This window comes from Atlanticothrix silvestris CENA357 (assembly GCF_016056295.1).
In the GTDB taxonomy this organism is placed as follows: domain Bacteria; phylum Cyanobacteriota; class Cyanobacteriia; order Cyanobacteriales; family Nostocaceae; genus Atlanticothrix; species Atlanticothrix silvestris.
This window is the reverse complement of record NZ_JAECZB010000005.1, coordinates 21,062-37,726: the sequence shown is the minus strand read 5'-3', so window position 1 is coordinate 37,726 and position 16,665 is coordinate 21,062. Positions and strand designations below refer to the sequence as shown.

The 16,665-nt window shown below is 40.2% G+C and carries 19 protein-coding genes; 9 read left to right on the top strand and 10 right to left on the bottom strand.

Annotated elements, in window-relative coordinates:
- Positions 1–30: 30 nt before the first annotated feature.
- A complete protein-coding gene (locus I8751_RS04035; protein ID WP_214437871.1) occupies positions 31–465 on the top strand; it encodes a GNAT family N-acetyltransferase in 435 nt (144 codons plus the stop codon).
- Between the two features lie 52 nt (positions 466–517).
- On the opposite strand, the gene I8751_RS04030 is transcribed toward I8751_RS04035, so the two are convergent.
- Both I8751_RS04030 and I8751_RS04020 read right to left on the bottom strand, forming a co-directional pair.
- The gene (locus tag I8751_RS04030) at positions 518–2,995 is read right to left on the bottom strand and encodes a PAS domain S-box protein (RefSeq protein WP_404800416.1); all 2,478 of its coding nucleotides are present in this window, start codon (positions 2,993–2,995) and stop codon (positions 518–520) included.
- A gap of 80 nt (positions 2,996–3,075) precedes the next feature.
- Positions 3,076–3,231: a hypothetical protein gene (locus tag I8751_RS04020; RefSeq protein WP_214437870.1), complete on the bottom strand. Its 156-nt coding sequence runs from the start codon at positions 3,229–3,231 to the stop codon at positions 3,076–3,078.
- A gap of 551 nt (positions 3,232–3,782) precedes the next feature.
- On the opposite strand from I8751_RS04020, the gene I8751_RS04015 reads away from it, so the two are divergent.
- Entirely contained in the window at positions 3,783–4,709 is a 927-nt protein-coding gene (locus tag I8751_RS04015) for a cobalamin-binding protein (RefSeq protein ID WP_214437869.1), read from the top strand.
- Positions 4,710–4,732: 23 nt separating this feature from the next.
- Here the strand turns inward: I8751_RS04015 and I8751_RS04010 are convergent, their stop codons facing one another.
- The 3 genes from I8751_RS04010 to I8751_RS04000 form a co-directional block, all read right to left on the bottom strand.
- Positions 4,733–5,035, bottom strand: a complete 303-nt coding sequence (locus tag I8751_RS04010; RefSeq protein WP_214437868.1) for a protealysin inhibitor emfourin — start codon at positions 5,033–5,035, stop codon at positions 4,733–4,735.
- A gap of 100 nt (positions 5,036–5,135) precedes the next feature.
- Positions 5,136–6,215 (bottom strand): M4 family metallopeptidase, encoded by a 1,080-nt coding sequence (locus I8751_RS04005; RefSeq protein ID WP_214437867.1) that lies wholly within the window; start codon positions 6,213–6,215, stop codon positions 5,136–5,138.
- Between the two features lie 348 nt (positions 6,216–6,563).
- Positions 6,564–7,280 carry a class I SAM-dependent methyltransferase gene (locus I8751_RS04000; RefSeq protein ID WP_214437983.1) on the bottom strand — a complete coding sequence of 239 codons (717 nt, stop codon included), beginning with the start codon at positions 7,278–7,280 and terminating at the stop codon, positions 6,564–6,566.
- 148 nt (positions 7,281–7,428) lie between these two features.
- On the opposite strand from I8751_RS04000, the gene I8751_RS03995 reads away from it, so the two are divergent.
- Positions 7,429–7,695, top strand: a complete 267-nt coding sequence (locus I8751_RS03995) for a hypothetical protein (protein ID WP_214437866.1) — start codon at positions 7,429–7,431, stop codon at positions 7,693–7,695.
- A 35-nt stretch (positions 7,696–7,730) separates the two neighbouring features.
- Here I8751_RS03995 and I8751_RS03990 read toward each other — a convergent pair whose 3' ends face one another.
- On the bottom strand, positions 7,731–7,988 hold the full coding sequence (locus I8751_RS03990) for a type ISP restriction/modification enzyme (RefSeq protein WP_225893948.1): 258 nt from the start codon (positions 7,986–7,988) through the stop codon (positions 7,731–7,733).
- 45 nt (positions 7,989–8,033) lie between these two features.
- Here I8751_RS03990 and I8751_RS03985 point away from each other — a divergent pair, with 45 nt between their 5' ends.
- The 5 genes from I8751_RS03985 (at position 8,034) to I8751_RS03965 (ending at position 12,333) form a co-directional block, all read left to right on the top strand.
- The gene (locus tag I8751_RS03985; protein WP_214437865.1) at positions 8,034–8,864 is read left to right on the top strand and encodes a CheR family methyltransferase; all 831 of its coding nucleotides are present in this window, start codon (positions 8,034–8,036) and stop codon (positions 8,862–8,864) included.
- On the top strand, positions 8,864–9,436 hold the full coding sequence (locus I8751_RS03980) for a chemotaxis protein CheB (RefSeq protein ID WP_214437864.1): 573 nt from the start codon (positions 8,864–8,866) through the stop codon (positions 9,434–9,436). The genes I8751_RS03985 and I8751_RS03980 overlap by 1 nt, the downstream gene beginning before the upstream one ends.
- A gap of 4 nt (positions 9,437–9,440) precedes the next feature.
- Positions 9,441–11,555 carry a hybrid sensor histidine kinase/response regulator gene (locus tag I8751_RS03975; RefSeq protein WP_214437863.1) on the top strand — a complete coding sequence of 705 codons (2,115 nt, stop codon included), beginning with the start codon at positions 9,441–9,443 and terminating at the stop codon, positions 11,553–11,555.
- Positions 11,556–11,603: 48 nt separating this feature from the next.
- Positions 11,604–12,008, top strand: coding sequence for an ExbD/TolR family protein (locus I8751_RS03970; protein WP_214437862.1), 405 nt, complete (start codon positions 11,604–11,606; stop codon positions 12,006–12,008).
- Positions 12,009–12,126: 118 nt separating this feature from the next.
- Positions 12,127–12,333, top strand: a complete 207-nt coding sequence (locus I8751_RS03965) for a glycogen debranching protein (protein ID WP_214437861.1) — start codon at positions 12,127–12,129, stop codon at positions 12,331–12,333.
- A 27-nt stretch (positions 12,334–12,360) separates the two neighbouring features.
- Here the strand turns inward: I8751_RS03965 and I8751_RS03960 are convergent, their stop codons facing one another.
- Positions 12,361–12,747: a nuclear transport factor 2 family protein gene (locus I8751_RS03960; RefSeq protein ID WP_214437982.1), complete on the bottom strand. Its 387-nt coding sequence runs from the start codon at positions 12,745–12,747 to the stop codon at positions 12,361–12,363.
- Between the two features lie 81 nt (positions 12,748–12,828).
- Positions 12,829–13,782 carry a Rieske 2Fe-2S domain-containing protein gene (locus tag I8751_RS03955; RefSeq protein WP_214437860.1) on the bottom strand — a complete coding sequence of 318 codons (954 nt, stop codon included), beginning with the start codon at positions 13,780–13,782 and terminating at the stop codon, positions 12,829–12,831.
- 356 nt (positions 13,783–14,138) lie between these two features.
- Between I8751_RS03955 and I8751_RS03950 the strand changes: the two genes are divergently transcribed.
- Positions 14,139–14,786: a TetR family transcriptional regulator gene (locus I8751_RS03950; protein WP_214437859.1), complete on the top strand. Its 648-nt coding sequence runs from the start codon at positions 14,139–14,141 to the stop codon at positions 14,784–14,786.
- A 162-nt stretch (positions 14,787–14,948) separates the two neighbouring features.
- Here the strand turns inward: I8751_RS03950 and murQ are convergent, their stop codons facing one another.
- Complete coding sequence (gene murQ, locus I8751_RS03945) at positions 14,949–15,875, bottom strand: N-acetylmuramic acid 6-phosphate etherase (RefSeq protein WP_214437858.1); 927 nt, start codon at positions 15,873–15,875, stop codon at positions 14,949–14,951.
- Positions 15,876–16,199: 324 nt separating this feature from the next.
- Positions 16,200–16,625, bottom strand: coding sequence for a DUF3110 domain-containing protein (locus tag I8751_RS03940; RefSeq protein WP_214437857.1), 426 nt, complete (start codon positions 16,623–16,625; stop codon positions 16,200–16,202).
- Positions 16,626–16,665: the final 40 nt, after the last annotated feature.

Sequence of the window (16,665 nt, the reverse complement as noted above, 5' to 3'; positions counted from 1 at the left end):
TGATATTACGTAGAGTGCAGAGAAATTTTAATGACCAATTTAATTATAAAAATAGCTCAATTACCTGAAGAGTTTCCGGCGATCGCAGCAATTAGAAAATCAGTTTTTCAAGAAGAACAAAAAGTAGATCCTGCTTTGGAGTTTGATGGACAAGATGAGATATGTGAACATCTGATTGCTTATTTAAATGAAAAAGCTGTGGGTACTGCCAGAATTAGATATTTAGATGAAAACACAGCCAAAATAGAAAGATTAGCTGTTTTATCTATAGCTAGAGGACAGGGTATAGGTAAGAAAATTACGGAATTAGCATTAGAAGTTATAGCAAATAAAAATATTCCCGAAGTAGTAATTCATGCCCAAGCATATATCAAAGATTTATACAAGCAATTAAATTTTGTGGAAGTAGGAAAAATGTTTGCAGAGGCTGGTATTTGGCATATAGAAATGAGGAAAAAATTCTAAAATTATTTTGATAGGTGAGATATTAAAAACTTGCTTATTCAAAATTTAGTATTTATTTTAAATACCGCTTGAGTATAGTCTCTAGTTGTACTATACGAATTGGCTTGAGAAGATAATCGTTAGCTCCAGTTTTGAAACCACTGGATTTTTCTAAAACAGGTTCGTTATCACTCATCATCACCACCACCAAATCTTGCAAATTTGGCTCTTCTTTGATGATTTGTAGTAAATCCCAACCGCTGATATCTCCTATTAATTGTTCATCCAACAAAATTAAATCTGGTTTTAGAGTTCGCACTTCTGGTGCAAAGTTATTACTGTTGTATATCCAATCTACTTGGTAGCCAAGTATGTGCAGATAATCTTGCAAAAATATAGCAATATTTTCCTCTGGCTCTACAAGTAAAATACGTTTTTTGGTAGTAGAAATAGGAGACAATGTTATTACTTTTCCATCTCCTTCATCTGTTTGATTTGGCAAAAATATAGTGAACTGACTACCTTCTCCTAAGGTTGATACAACTGTTACATCACCACCATGCAGTCGCGCTAATTTGCGGGTTAGAGCTAAACCCAAACCAGTGCCTTCATACTGACGATTTAGCCTACTGTCTAACTGTTTAAAAGGTTCAAATAGAAACTGAAACTGATTGGCATCAATACCAATACCAGTGTCTGAGACCGTAAAATTTATGCCTCCAGAGACTTTTTTCACTTCCAAAGAAACCTTTCCCTCTGGAGTGAATTTAACTGCGTTGGTAAGGAGATTGAGTAACATTTGCTTCATGCGTCGTGCATCGGCAATGCATATATCCGCTTCTGGATCAATTACACTTGTAAGTTCCAATCCTTGTTCTTGGGCGCGATCGCTTACTGTCGATAAGGCATAATTACATAACTCTGGCACTGACAAAGGCAATAAAGACAGTTCTTCTTTACCTGCTTCTACCTTAGATAAATCTAAAATGTCGTTAATCACCGCTAGCAGATGTTCACCACTGTTATATATACAAGTTATATATTCTTGCTGTTTTTCGTTAAGAGAACCAACCATTTCTTGTTGCAATAATTGAGATAAGCCCATAATTGCGTTTAGGGGTGTTCGCAGTTCATGACTCATCGTTGCTAAAAATTCACTTTTAGCTCGACTACCAGCTTCTGCTGCTGCTTGAGAAGCAAGTAGTTTTAACTCTGTTTGCTTGCGCTCAGTAATATCCTCGATAATCGCCAAGAAAAACTCCGGTTCACCATTAGAGCCGGGAATCATCGAAACAGATAGGTGAGTCCAAACTAAGCCACCATCTTTATGCAGGAGCTTTCTCTCCATCTCAATGTGATGTTTGCTTACAGACCGCTCCCCTTTGACGTGAGTTGCTGAAATTAGTTGTTTGTAAAGTTCTAAATCTCCTCTTTGGTGTGAAACATAATCTATGAAGCGTTTACCGCATAGTTCTTCGCGCTGATAACCCAAAATCTGACACAGCGCTGGATTGATATCCACTATCTGTGCTTTCATGTCACAAAGTCCAATACCGATAGAGGAACGCTCAAAAATTGCTCGAAATTGAGCTTCACTCTTTCGTAGTGCTTCTTGTGCAGCATTGCGATCGCTTGCTTCAATCGCCAAAGTCACAAAATCTGCGATCGATCCAGCAAAATTCTCTTCTTCTAGAGTCCAGTGGCGAATTTTGCCAAAGTGTTCATGGCATACTACTCCTATCAAACGACCACCTAACCAAATTGGTGCTTCTAGCAAAGAAGTAATGCCAAATACTGAAAGATAAGATGCAGATAACTCTTGGGTTCTTTTGTCGTTGATGGCATCATGTATAGCAATGCTGCGTTCCATTTCTAAAGCCTGGAAATATGCAGGATAGTTAACTTTTAAAAAAGACCTACCACAGGTATGCTCTTTTGTGATTACATCGTATAAATCAATGCATTCAATAGCAGAACGATCTTCGTTGTATAACCACACGCCAACTCGCTTTACTGAGAGTGTCCGAGCCGCAGCTTCTGTGATTTCTCTTAATGTTGTATGCAAGTTGCCTTGTTGAAACTTCTTATTCCTGGCCAATTGCACTAATGTCTGACTTTGTTTTCGCTGTTCGTTTTCTTTAATTTGCAAAGCCTCTTGGGCTTGCTGATGTTCTGTAATATCTTTAACCACCATTATCTGCATTTTCTGCCCCTGGGAAGAAATCACTTTACCTTGCAGCTCTACAGGAAAAGTAGAACCATCTTTTCTAACTACAATTACTTCACTGGGTTTTTCACAACCGGAAGGTATCTTTTTATTCATCAAATCTTGTGATTCGAGGGTGGTAAGTTCAAAGCTATTGGGGGAAATTAGTTCTGCAACTTCATAGTTAGTCATGTTGTCCAGAGTATGATTATTGTCTAAAATAATTCCGCTATCCTGTGGTGTAATACTCTCAAGCTGGTCATCAGATAAAAATTTAAGCTGTTGCTGGTAATATTTGACGGAAAAAATATTTTGTGCTGTAAGTAGATAATTTTGTCGTTCTATGACACGTAGTAATTGGCTGTATTAATAAGTAAATATTCTTGTATTCCCATCCTCAACCCTGGTAAAGCGTAAACTTCATATTACAACTCGCTCATCGCTTGAATTGCCACATCAAGAGCAAGCGATCGCTCCTGAATCGTAGTTAACCGTCTACGTAAATGGGAAACAAATGTTAAATCTTTATCATCTCTCAATAATAAATTGAATATAACTAAATCTATAAATCGTGTACCCAAAGTCTACGTACCTTCTAAATTCCTGGGTCTAAATTATTTCAAACTATGGATTAAGAGGTAGCGTCGTTTATGCTTACATCAGATAACATAGAAGATACCAAGTTTGCATCACTCCTGAAGAATAAATTTGGGGCTAATGCTTTAACTTCTGCGTGATTACAACAAAACAGAACAACGTTGATTATTTTACATGTTATACTTGCAATCTACGCAATAGCTTTAGAGACTTGCACATCAAACACACGCAACTAAAAAAATAAGTAGGCAAAAAAGGTAAAAATTAACCGAATACCAGATCCTGAACTAAACATGATAAATTTTAGGCAATCGAGAAGCTTGAAAAAATACATTCAACTATAAGCAGAAACAAAAAGTATAAAATCTGTAAGAATTTGGTTTTAATTACTGAATTGATTACGTAGGATTCCCAATTAATAACAGCTACATTGTAAATACTGCGATTAAAAAATCTGTGCATTCCCCTAGAGAAAGATACCCTAAGAGCCGAAGTTTGTAAAAATTAGGGTAACAACTGTTGCAGAGGTGGAGTAATGACAAATAGTAGTGTGAGAATCGTCTCTTTAATTCCCAGTGGAACAGAGATTTTAGCTACGCTGGGGTTGACTGGTGCAATTGTCGGGCGATCGCACGAATGTGATTATCCTCCAGAAATCCAGGATCGCCCTATTTGTACCCAAGCACGGTTGAATAGTAATGCTCTTAGTGGCGAAATTCACGGTGAGGTCAACAATTTATTACAATCTGCTCTCAGTATTTATCAAATCAAAACAGATGTTTTAGAGCAATTACAACCCACCCACATAATCACTCAAGACCAGTGTGATGTCTGTGCTGTTAGCTTCCAAGAAGTTGAAAAAGCAGTTGCTAGTCTCATCCATAGTTCACCCCAGGTTATTTCCTTACAACCCAATGTTCTCCAGGATGTTTGGGCTGATCTTGAGCGAGTAGGTAATGCTTTCGGTGTAGACTCAGTAAAAGTAATCGAAAATTTAGAAGCTCGCGTCAAAATTTGTCAGAAAAAAATCCAAGGACTTTCTTTAAACGAACTTCCCGCAGTCGCCTGTATTGAATGGACTGATCCTTTAATGGCAGCTGCAAATTGGATTCCTGAATTAGTCAATTTAGCAGGTGGACAGTCACTTTTTAGCGTGGTAGGTCAGTCATCTCCTCAGTTGGAGTGGGAAACATTAATAATCACCAATCCAGATGTGATTATTTTTATGCCTTGCGGTTTTGATTTAAATCGCACTCGTCAAGAAGCTAAGTTATTAACTCAACGCCCAGACTGGCAAAAACTCCATGCTGCCCAATCTGGGAGAGTCTACATTACAGATGGCAATGCTTACTTTAACCGCCCAGGGCCTCGACTAGCAGATTCCTTAGAAATTTTGGCAGAAATTTTGCATCCAGAGATTTTTGATTATGGTTACAAAGGAACTGCTTGGGAACCTTTGTAAAGTTGAGTTAAGAGTCAAAAACTCTATGATTTTTTCTGTGCTGCATGATTGAGCCATTCAATTAGAGGTCTTAAAGTCTCTGGTAAGGCTGTCTCGCTTACAGTTACCGTATGCTGCTTACCGTTGTCTTCCACTGTCAACTTATACTGAAAGCGATCGCTCTGGGGATGAGGAGAACTAATTTGTTCTGGTAACTTAAATAAATCAGCAGCTTTGACCAGTCGAGGCAGTTCGTTAGCTTCTTTGGGCGGCAAAGTAGCCGTGTCAAGTGTTGTTCTCTTACTGATCCCAGCAAAGCCGCCCGTGCGTTCAAACGAGATCCGCATTTTTGCTCTCCGTTATTGTCAAAAGGGGAGAAATAAAAAGACTGGGAGATGAAAACTTTCACCTCCCAGTTTAGCAACAACTAAAGACAACAGTTAACTGTTAAAGAACTCCTACCTTCTGCCAAGCGTTTTGCACTGCTTTTTGCTCATGACTGCTGATACCGTAGAGTTCGCCAGCAATTTGAATAGTCACATTAGCAGCTTTTTTAAAGTCTGATTTGGCACGCAGGCGATCGCGTAAAGCAATATACCAGATTTTGCCAGCTTTTTCCCAGCTATAGCCACCAATCTCAACTGCTGCTAGATAAAAAGCATAGTTAGGAATACCTGAGTTGATATGCACCCCAGCATTATCCTCTTCACCAGTATATTTATCTTGCATGTGCCCTGGCTGTGGGTCTTTTCCCAATACAGCATCATCGTATGCTGTTCCTGGTGCTTTCATAGAACGGATGCCTACACCCTTGACATTCGGCCCTAACAAACCTTCCCCAATAATCCAATCTGCATCTTCTGCTTTCTGGTTTTTTACCTTTTGTTTTACCAAACAACCGAAAACATCAGACATAGATTCATTTAATGCCCCAGGTTCACCGTAATACTGTAAGCCAGCTTCATACTGAGTTATGCCATGAGTTAGCTCATGTCCAATAACATCAATTGACGTGGTGAAGCGTTGAAAAAGTTCTCCGTCGCCATCGCCATAAACCATTTGGTCGCCATTCCAAAAGGCATTGTCATACTTGACACCGTAATGTACAGTAGAATCTAAACGCAATCCTTTATCATCAATAGAATTGCGATCAAATATTTCATAAAATAACTCATAAGTCGCACCAGCAGCATCGTAGGCTTCATTCACACATTCATCACTGCTGGGAGGATCACCCTCACCACGCACGATAGTACCAGGAAGTTGTTGGCCATTCTTAGCATCATAAATAGTTCGGCGCTTCTGGCCAGGAGAGGGGGCAAACGAAACACCACCTATAATATCTCGCCGTCCACGAAATTGCGCCGAAACATTTAATGTCCGAAAAGCCCAAGCACGCTGCTGGGGGTTGCCATTCACCACGACATTTTCTAGCATGTGTGGCGGGACTATACAACAAATAGGGCATCTATTGTTCAGTGGATGCTCACACTTAAACCCAGACGATTTTTTTTTATTTCGAGCCATCCAAGATATTCTCCTTTGGAAACTAAGTGATGGCAGACAGCGCCATTAACTCCACTGTGGAAAGAAGCAAAAAAACTAATGCAAAAGGCATGTCCCTGATTGGTCTTTTGAAGATACGTTCTACTCTTTATTGTCGGATATGTCTGTTGACAGTGGACAGTACCCATGAGGGTTAATTAAATGTTGGAACATTAGTCAAGTTGGGATATGCAAGTTTCAGTTTCAATTTTTGCATTAGTCGCCAAGTCTTCTTTTACAAACTCAATGGGTTTATATAATAATTCCTGTCTATGATGATTGTGCTATTTGTTACCGTTTTGTTATATAAATTGATGGGAGCAATAATTTTCACAGCCAGCCACCAAATACAGCTAAACCGTAATACTTCCAAGGTACTGCCACTATATTAAATCCGGCTGTTGTCAGCATTTGTAACTGAGCATCTAAGGTAGCAAGTTGGTCTTGACTGGAGTGTCCTTGAGTAGTACTAGTACCGAGTTTAGCGCGAACTTCTGTTAAATTAGTTCCTTGTTGGGCTGCCCATTCTTCTCGCGCCACCTGATAAACCTCTGCTAAGGTAGGTGATTCTGGCAAGACAGGGTCTGCATTCCAAAAACAACCTTCTTGGTTGAGACTGACAGCAATACGCTGAAATAATTGTAATTTCATCTCATGCTGGAGATGGTGAATCGCCAAAGATGACACACAGGCATCAAATTTGCTGCCAATATTTAATTTTTCTGGATTGTTTGCCCAGTCCCCAAAGTCTGCTTGTACGCCAGTCCACTGTTTTTGATATCCAGCGGCTGTAATTTTATCTTGGGCAAATTGCAGCATTCGGGGTGAGTAATCTAGGGCAATTACTTGAGCATCTGGAAAGCGGTTGAGTATTTTGAGGCTAACTTCGCCTGTACCGCAACCTAAGTCTAAAATACGACGAGTTGTAGAAGGCAGACAACGGGTAATGACCTCTAGCATCTCATCATATCGGGGTAATAACTGGCGAATACCGCTGTCAAAATCAGCAGTATCAGCAAATACTTCTCCGGGAAATAGCTGTTGCATGGGGATTAAAACAGATAGAGGCACCATTAATCATGATGCATCATTTCTTGTTGCAGACTGCTGATCCTAGCTTTACTGATTCAAAAAAAACTTACAATGTTACTAATAGGTTGCTGAAAGGACTAAATTCTATGGAATTGGGATTTGAATGACAGATAAAGATATGCTCCCCGAATATGATTTCACAGATAGTGTACGTGGAAAGCATTACCAAGCTTATAGGCGCGGGCATACTGTTAATATTCATCAGGCTGATGGCACGACTGTTGTACAGCAGTTTACAGTTGAAAATGGAGCAGTTATTCTTGATCCTGATGTAAGAGAATATTTTCCAGATGCGGAAGCTGTCAATCAAGCTTTACGCACATTAATTAGTCTGTTTCCAAAAAATCGTGAATCTACTACACCGAGATAACATTATTAGCGACAAACTTTTAATTATTTACTGTGTTACGCTTGCATCTGTTGAATAATTTGCATTGTTTCAACGCTGACAGTGCAGACTCGTGGCAGTAAATCTATGATTTGTTCTTTGTAATCTGCGAAGCGGTAGGTGTTAAATTTTTCAGCAATAGTAGGATCTTTAGGTTTCTTTTCTTTGTATTGATCTAAAATCCACAGTAGCGCACAAAGATTACCTAGACGATATTCCCAGGCAATTTTAGGGATATTTTTTAAGGTGCAAGAAAATGCAGATTTTGTGGTCATCCGAAGTCCATAATTATCTCAGCATCTCTCCCAAATTTATAGACTATGGATCTGCCCAAATCCAGTTTGGAGGATATCGAAATACAGTTGCTCTTGGAAGGAGTTTACCAGTATTACGGTTATGACTTCCGCAATTATGCTCTTTCTTCACTCAAACGTCGCGTTCAGAGTTTTATGCATTTGGAGGGATTAACCAATATTTCTGCATTGCAAGAGCGACTGCTGCATAATCGCCCCTGTCTAGATCGGTTTTTGCTGAGTCTGACAGTTAATGTAACATCAATGTTTCGTGACCCCAGCTTTTATCTTGCTTTCAGACAGCAGGTAATTCCCCTATTGCGAACCTATCCTTTTATTCGCATCTGGCACGCTGGATGCTCGACAGGAGAAGAAGTATACTCAATGGCAATATTACTCCAAGAAGAAAAACTTTACCACCGTTGTCGAATCTACGCCACCGACACTAACGAAAGGGTATTACAAAATGCCAAAAATGGTATTTTTTCTTTAAGACTAATGCAAGAATATACTCAGCTTTACCTGAAAGCAGGTGGTCAAAAGTCTTTTTCAGAATATTACACCGCAGCTTATGACAACGCCATTTTTCGAGCATCTTTGAGAGAAAACGTGATCTTTGCCCAGCATAATCTGGCAACTGATAGTTCTTTTAATGAATTTAATGTCATCCTTTGTCGTAATGTCCTCATTTACTTTAATCAAGTACTACAAAAGCGGGTACACACGCTGTTTTATAACAGTCTATGCACATTTGGGATCTTGGGTTTAGGAAAGCAAGAATCGATCAGATTTTCTCCTTATGAAAGCTATTACGAAGAGGTAGCTCAGGGTGAAAAACTGTACCGGAGGCTAAACTAATGTCCTTTAAAATTATAGTTATTGGAACTTCATTGGGAGGGTTATCAGCACTCAAAAAAATCTTAATCAACTTACCAACAGACTTTCTCACACCAATCGCGATCGTACAACATCGTCACAAAGATTCTGGCAAAACACTCCAAGAATTATTGCAAGAATACACACTGTTGCCCATCCGGGAGGTGGAAGATAAAGAGAAAATTTTACCAGGACAGATCTACTTAGCGCCCCCAGATTATCATTTGTTAATAGAACCAGATTATTTTGCTCTTTCTACTGATGAGCCTGTTTCTTATGCCCGTCCATCTATTGATGTGCTATTTGAGTCGGCGGCAGACATCTATGCCGAGCAAGTCATTGGTGTAATATTGACAGGAGCAAATGAAGATGGTAAGCAAGGTCTTAAAAAAGTGAAAGCACGGGGAGGAATTACCATTGTTCAAGAGCCAACTACAGCTGAAAGTTCAATTATGCCCAAAGCTGCAATTTCTGCTGTTGCAGTAGACTGGATTGTGTCCCTTTCAGAACTTGCTCCCCTACTAGTCAACCTTTGTCATTCTATACGGAAATGAACTCATGCAGCTGGAACCCAAAGTAAACATCCTCCTAGTGGATGATAAACTAGAAAACTTGCTAGCATTAGAGGCTATTTTGGAGAGGCTAGGAGAAAAGCTAGTCAGAGCCACTTCAGGAGAGGAAGCTTTGCGGTGTCTGTTGCATCAAGACTTTGCGGTAATTTTGCTAGATGTGCAAATGCCAGGGATGGATGGCTTTGAAACTGCTACTTTGATTCGCAGCCGTGGGCGATCGCGTCAGACTCCAATCATCTTTCTGACTGCTTTTAGCACTAGTGACCAAATGCAGTTTAAAGGTTATGCCTTAGGTGCAGTTGACTATCTACTTAAACCCATAGATAGCGATATATTAACTTCTAAAGTTACGGTATTTGTTGAATTATTTAAAAAAACACTCGCAATCCAACGACAAGCAGCCCAACTCGCAGCTGTCAATGCTGAACTCAAGCAAAGTGAAGAACGATTTCGTTCGCTAAGTACCTGCTCGCCTATAGGAATTTTTGAGACTGATACTGAAGGTTACTGTAGGTATACTAATCCCTGTTATCAGGCAATTTGTGGCTTGAGTGCGACAGAAAGTTTAACAAGAAAGTGGTTGGAATCTGTACATCCAGAAGACCAAGAACAAGCGATCGCCTCTTGGTCAGCTTATCTAAATGAAGGCCGTGAATACTCAGAAGATTTCCGCTTTCAAACCCCTGATGGCAATATCCGCTGGGTAGAAGTTCGCACTTCACGGATGCTTTCTGGGCAGGGTGACTTACTAGGGTATGTAGGCACTCTCGAAGACATCACAGAACGCAAGCAAGCAGAAGAAGTCCGCGCTCAAGTCATTCGAGAACAGACAGCTAGGCAGGAAGCAGAAGCCGCAAATCGAATGAAAGATGAGTTTCTGGCAGTTCTTTCTCATGAACTCCGCACACCATTGACCTCAATGCTGGGCTGGTCAAAAATACTTCGTTCCAAAAAACTAGACGAAACAGCCACTAATCGTGCCTTAGAAGCCATCGAACGCAATGCCACGACTCAAGTGCAACTGATTGAAGATATCTTAGATGTATCACGGATAATCCGAGGTCAGTTACGGCTAAATTTATCTGCTGTCAATCTCGTTTCTATAATGGAGGCAGCCTTAGAGGCAGTACGCCCCCTAGCCGATACAAAAGGTATCCAATTAAATACTATTCTTGATAGTACCTTAGGCACAGTTTGTGGCGATCCAGCTCGATTGCAGCAAATTGTCTGGAATTTACTAACTAACGCCATTAAGTTTACGCCTCAAGGTGGTAGGGTAGAAGTCCGCATAGAAAGTCTCAAACAAGAAACCGAGCAAACACAAGCAATATTTCCCAATTCAGAAACCAAGCTCTCCTCTACTGCTGGAACTCTGGACTTAGCGACATCTTATTACGCTCAAATCCAAGTTATTGATACGGGCATTGGCATTGGGTCAGACTTTTTACCTAAAGTATTTGAGCGTTTTCGGCAGGCAGACAGTACAACAACGCGATCGCACAATGGATTAGGATTGGGACTTGCGATCGTGCGTCATTTAGTGGAATTACACGGCGGTACAATCGTTGCAGAAAGTCCAGGAGAAGGACAAGGGGCTACCTTTACTGTCAAACTACCATTGATGCCAGACGAGAAAGGCAATAGAAATTGTGCAGCAGCAGAAGCAGAAAATTCTGCGGTTGCTAGTGATACTTCCACCCCCCTTACCGGACTAAAAATGCTGGTTGTAGATGATGAAGCGGATACCCGTAACTTTCTCGCCTTTATGTTTGAAGAGTATGGGGCGATCGTCACTGCGGTAGCATCAGTTGATGCCGCCTTAGCAGTTCTCGAACAATCACAACCAGATGTCTTGATTAGCGACATCGGCATGTCAGAACAAGATGGTTACACACTGATTCGGAAATTGCGCTCTTTAGAACCAGAAAAAGGAGGATGTATCCCAGCGATCGCTTTAACAGCATACTCACGAGAAGAAGACCGTCGCCAAATTCTATCATCTGGATTTCAACAGCATTTATCGAAGCCTGTTGACCCCCACAAATTAATTACTGCGGTTACAAATATTTTGGAACTACCTTCAGTAGTTCCAGTTAGATAACAAAATTCCTAGGGCTGATGACTAGAACTTTATTAAAATATAAATCCTATGCGTCTACCAGATGAACCAGATATCCCAGCCCAAATCAATATCGTGCCGATGATTGATGTGATATTTGCAATTTTGACATTTTTTATCATGTCGACTCTGTTTTTAACTCGGTCGGAAGGTTTACCAGTCAATTTACCTAAAGCAGCGATGGCACAACAGCAGGCATCATCTGCACCAATTACCGTTACTTTAGACCAAGCTGGAATACTCAGCCTCAACCGTAAACAAGTTCCTCTGGACGATTTGGCACAAGAGGTACGTATACTAATTGACTCTAACTCCGAAGGATTGGTAATTATTAATGCTGATGAACGAGTTAACCACGGGCAGGTAGTGGCAGTTATGGATCGTTTGCGTCGGGTACAAGGAGCTAAGTTAGCGATCGCTACTCAAAAACCCTAATTGAGGAATTAGTAATTTGTAGTTGATTTTTACGTTACCTATTACCGAAATATTTGCTCTACAATTTCTATTGCTAATAATATTTAAAATAATCCATCGCTTTTTTAGAGGATATTCCATGACCATTTGGGTAAATGAGCAAATTGATCCGTCTGGCATGATTTATGCCTGTATTGCCTGTTGTAATGAATCTCAAGCCAAAGATTGTCATGAATCCTTTCAGCAGAATTTGACTGAGAACCAAAAATCAACTGGTTGGGTAGCACAATTGCGGACAGTCAATTCTTGGGATGAAGTTCCTGTTAATGCTTTAAAACTTGACTAATTTTTTGTATGATCGCAGCGATCACCTTTACCGCATAATTGGACTGCCATGATGATGAACTAAATACCACTTACTACCGAGCAGTTGAAATATATTTGTAGCCATTGATTGTGCTTCCATCTTTTGACCCCCAATAACTTGCAAAAGATTTTCTCTAAGTACCACATACCCAGTGCGATCGTTCATTTCCGTAGTAATTATGTCAGTGTTAATTTCTATGTAAGCAGTGCTTTTAAATATCTGTTCCCAAGAAATACGAATATCCTTCCAACCTCGTATTACATTCCGTCCTGGATGGATACAAAAACTACCAGTTCCTTGTGACCAGATAGCACTCATGGCCTCAATATCTTTTTTTTCAAAAGCTCGGTAAAAAGCTGTATTAGCAGCTAAGATTTCAGATGTCATGGTAATAGTAAATCATCATCAGAGATTTATCTATTATCTAACAAGATCCCCGACTTCTTTAAGAAATCGGGGATCTGAGCCTCTTAATTACCAATCACGGTAAAGCTTTTCTGCATAGAACATAATTTCTTCGTTTGGTAATTTAATTTGGGGTTTTTGCCGAGGATATAAACTTTCAACTGCACTTGTATCTTGTTCGATAACTGTAGCAGCTGCTTGTAAGACCGAGTTTTTAAACAGAAACTTCATTAGAGGATTGCCTACCTGAGCATACATCAAAATAAACGTCTTAGTTCTTTTTTCCGTTTCAGGGTAGAGGATATGAACTTGAGCAATCTTACCAATAGGCGTTTTAGCAAAGAAAGCTGTAGTTGAAGGAAAAGCGTATTCAAGTGTATTATTCAGGTTTTTAGGAAAAATGCCTAAAACAGGATTTGTGATAATTTCTTTTAGTGTGTTGTCAGAACGTTTGATATCTTGTTCGACTTTGGCGTAGTATCCTTTTTCTTCAAAAGAAGTTACATTACAGTATGTAATTTTAAACAGTTCTTTATGAGTGCCATTTTGGTGGTTATAGTCATAATTAACCATTAGGTTACTTAAAAAATCACCTTGAATACTTTTTTCTCCAGTTACTCCAATAAATTCATAGTTATCTACAATTTGATCATGTAAATCTGGAATAGGTAATCTTGGCTCAAATCCACCATAAGTCCAAATGCAATTATTACTAACAATTACCTCTAGGGGTTTAGCAATTGGCTGGTTATCTTTTTTATCTTTGTGGTTAAGTCTACCTTTACCATCAAATTCTAGTGCATGAAAAGGGCAAGTAATAGTATCTCTTTCTTGACAAATCCACCCTGCTGATAAAGGTGCTTGCATGTGTGGACAGATGTTATTCAAAGCAAATATTTCACCTTTTTGGTTTTGCCAAAGTACATAATCTTGACCATTTAAGGCAATTTTATAGGGTTTATTGACTCCCAGCATTGATTTGTGAGCAATTAACCAAGGCGCACCTGGTAAAATTGATTCCATTTTGACTCCAAAAGAACTAAATTAAATTATTTGATTGATGAAATATCTCAAAGTATTTCACCTAGCTGAAATTAGCAAAGCTACCTAGCTACTGCTCGGCTAACTTCGCACATTACATTATTAAGTTAGGTAAAAATGAGTTAACTAAAAAATTAGTTAGTTATTAATTTAATCAATCTTCTCTTTTATGTCAACTACTATAGTGATTCTCATTTGAACGAGGTACGCGGAAATACCGTATCTTTACGAGTATGTATGTTCTTTATGATTAACTATTTTTTTGTACCTTACCTATGCGGGAACCGCTATAACCAATTTTTTAGTTAAGATTGTTTTCGTTAGTATGATGGAAAAACGTGGGTCGTTCAACACAATCAAAACTCTCATCAAAAAAACCGCGTCAAGTGCGCGATGCAGAGGCGACGAAAAAGCAGATTCTTGATGCAGCAGAAGCAGAGTTCGCCAGATATGGACTGAGTGGGGCGCGAACAGAGGCGATCGCTAAAGGTGCAGGTGTCACCACAGCAATGATTTACTACTACTTTGAGAGCAAGGAAGGACTATATCAAGCTGTTCTGCAACGTCCTGCGGTGGAAATGCACGAAGGCTTTGAGCAGCTAAATCTGGATCAGTTTCCACCAGAAGAAGCCTTAAAAATATTAGTTAAAGAAGCGATCGCCTACGAAGCAGCTCACCCGTACCGAGGAATGCTTTGGTTTCAAGAAGCCAACCAAAATCAGGGAAAGTATTTCAAGTTGGGGAATTGGCAAGAAAATTTTGCCTATCTGATCAAAATTTTAGAGCGAGGGATGGCAGAGGGTTGTTTTCGTCCAATTGACCCGTTTCTTACCACTCTCCATATTATTGGGATTTGTAATTTATACTTCAATGCTTACGAAAATATCAAACATACTAGACCCGATTTGCAACTGTTGAGTCCAGAAATGATTGAACAGCATACTCAAGCAGCGATTAATTTAATTTTGGCTGGAGTTCGACTATAGCGTTTCTTGGTTGTATGCAGTACACTCTGGTGAGGAAAAGGGACTAGGGACTAGAGGTTAGAGGTTAGTAGTCTGTCAATAAATTTTCTGTAGAGACGGCGATTTATCGCATCTTGCCAACCATTAAAATGAATTTGCCAGACTACTAGTAATCAGAAAGTTTTAGGTTTGCTTGTTGTTTTTGTAGCTTTCAACAGCTGTTCGGAGATTACCTTTGTGTTCTGATAACAAGCGATCGCCTTCGTCTTTTGTTAAACCAGTCCAGTGCATTAAGAGTGCTAGTTTGACCCATTTACCGCTATGTTCTAGTAAAAAACCAGCAGCTTCACGACTTAAACCTGTGAGATCTTGTAAAATTCCCAAAGCGCGATCGCGTAACTTTTGATTTGTTACCGCTACATCTACCATCCGATTGCCATAGACTTTACCCAGTTTAACCATCACTCCAGTCGAAAGGATATTTAAAGTTAACTTTGTGGCTGTACCAGCTTTCAAGCGAGTTGAACCAGCTAAAATTTCTGGGCCAGTCAACAAACGAATGTCAATATCGGCATCAAAGCTGACTTGTGCTTCTGGAACACAAGCAATAAAAATGGTAATCGCGCCCCGCTGACGAGCAGCATTGAGCGCACCGTGGACAAAAGGTGTAGTCCCGCCAGCAGTAATACCAACTACTACATCTAGTTGAGTGATGTGTCTTTGAGCGATCGCCGCCTCTCCATCTTCAGCACGATCTTCTAAATCCTCAGAACTGCGTACCAGTGCGCCAGCACCACCAGCAATTATTCCCTGCACCAGTTCAGGAGGTGTACAAAAAGTAGGTGGACATTCAGCGGCATCTAACACCCCTAACCTGCCACTTGTTCCCGCACCAACATAAAACAAGCGTCCCCCTTGGTGCAAACGCTCCGCAGTGCGTTCAATTGCTTGGGCCAACTGAATTTTAGCCGCAACCACCGCCTCAACTGCCTTTTGATCCTCGCTATTAAACAGCTCTACTAATTCCAGAGAATTCAACTGGTCTAAGTTCAGACTATTCGGGTTTACTTGCTCGGTCAAAAGATGTCCGCGTTCTTGCAAATTTGTCATAAGTTAGTTGTCAGTTGTTAGTTGTTAGTTGTCAGTTGTCAGTTGTCAGCAATGCACTGAGTTTCGACTACTTCGACTTCGCTCAGTACAAGTGCGCTCAACTACCGCTTGTCGAAGTGTTGTCAGTTGTTAGTTGTGAGCCAGTAACGGGTACGTAGGGGGATTTCCCTCATGAGTAGGCATAGCTTCTCTACGAGACGCTTACGCGTAGCTTGCTTAAGCGCAGGGTACGCTTAGAGCAAGGAACGAGCTTCACCCAAATGGTCATCTGCTAATTACCACTGACCACTGACCACTGACCACTGACCACTGACCACTGACTAATTACAATAATCCTTCTAGTTGGCGACGAATTTTATCGAGTTCAGAATCAGATAATTCTGGTTCTTCGGCTGATGGTACTTGGTTAAAACGAAAGGAATCATCAAGATCCTCTTTCTGGTCATCAGCTTGCCAGTCGGTTTCTTCCAAGTTAATTTCTGGGGGAATAATTAAATCGCTGTTTTCCGGGACGATTTCCCAATCGTAACCAGCACTTTCGCAAAACTCCTTGACTTCCTCAGCATCGAGTGCATCTACTGTAGGTACGGGGAAATCTTGAGCTTCTAGCAAGAGGGCAAAGCGTAGAGCATCGTCTTCTGACTCAAACATCAGAATTTTATTGCGATCGCCTACCCGAATCGTGTGAATCCCCTCATTTTCGGTGTGGGCATTAAAAATCAACACAAAAACACGCATTGGTGTAATCATCTGTCCTTGTTGTTCTGAAGTCTATTCATATTAAAGTTCT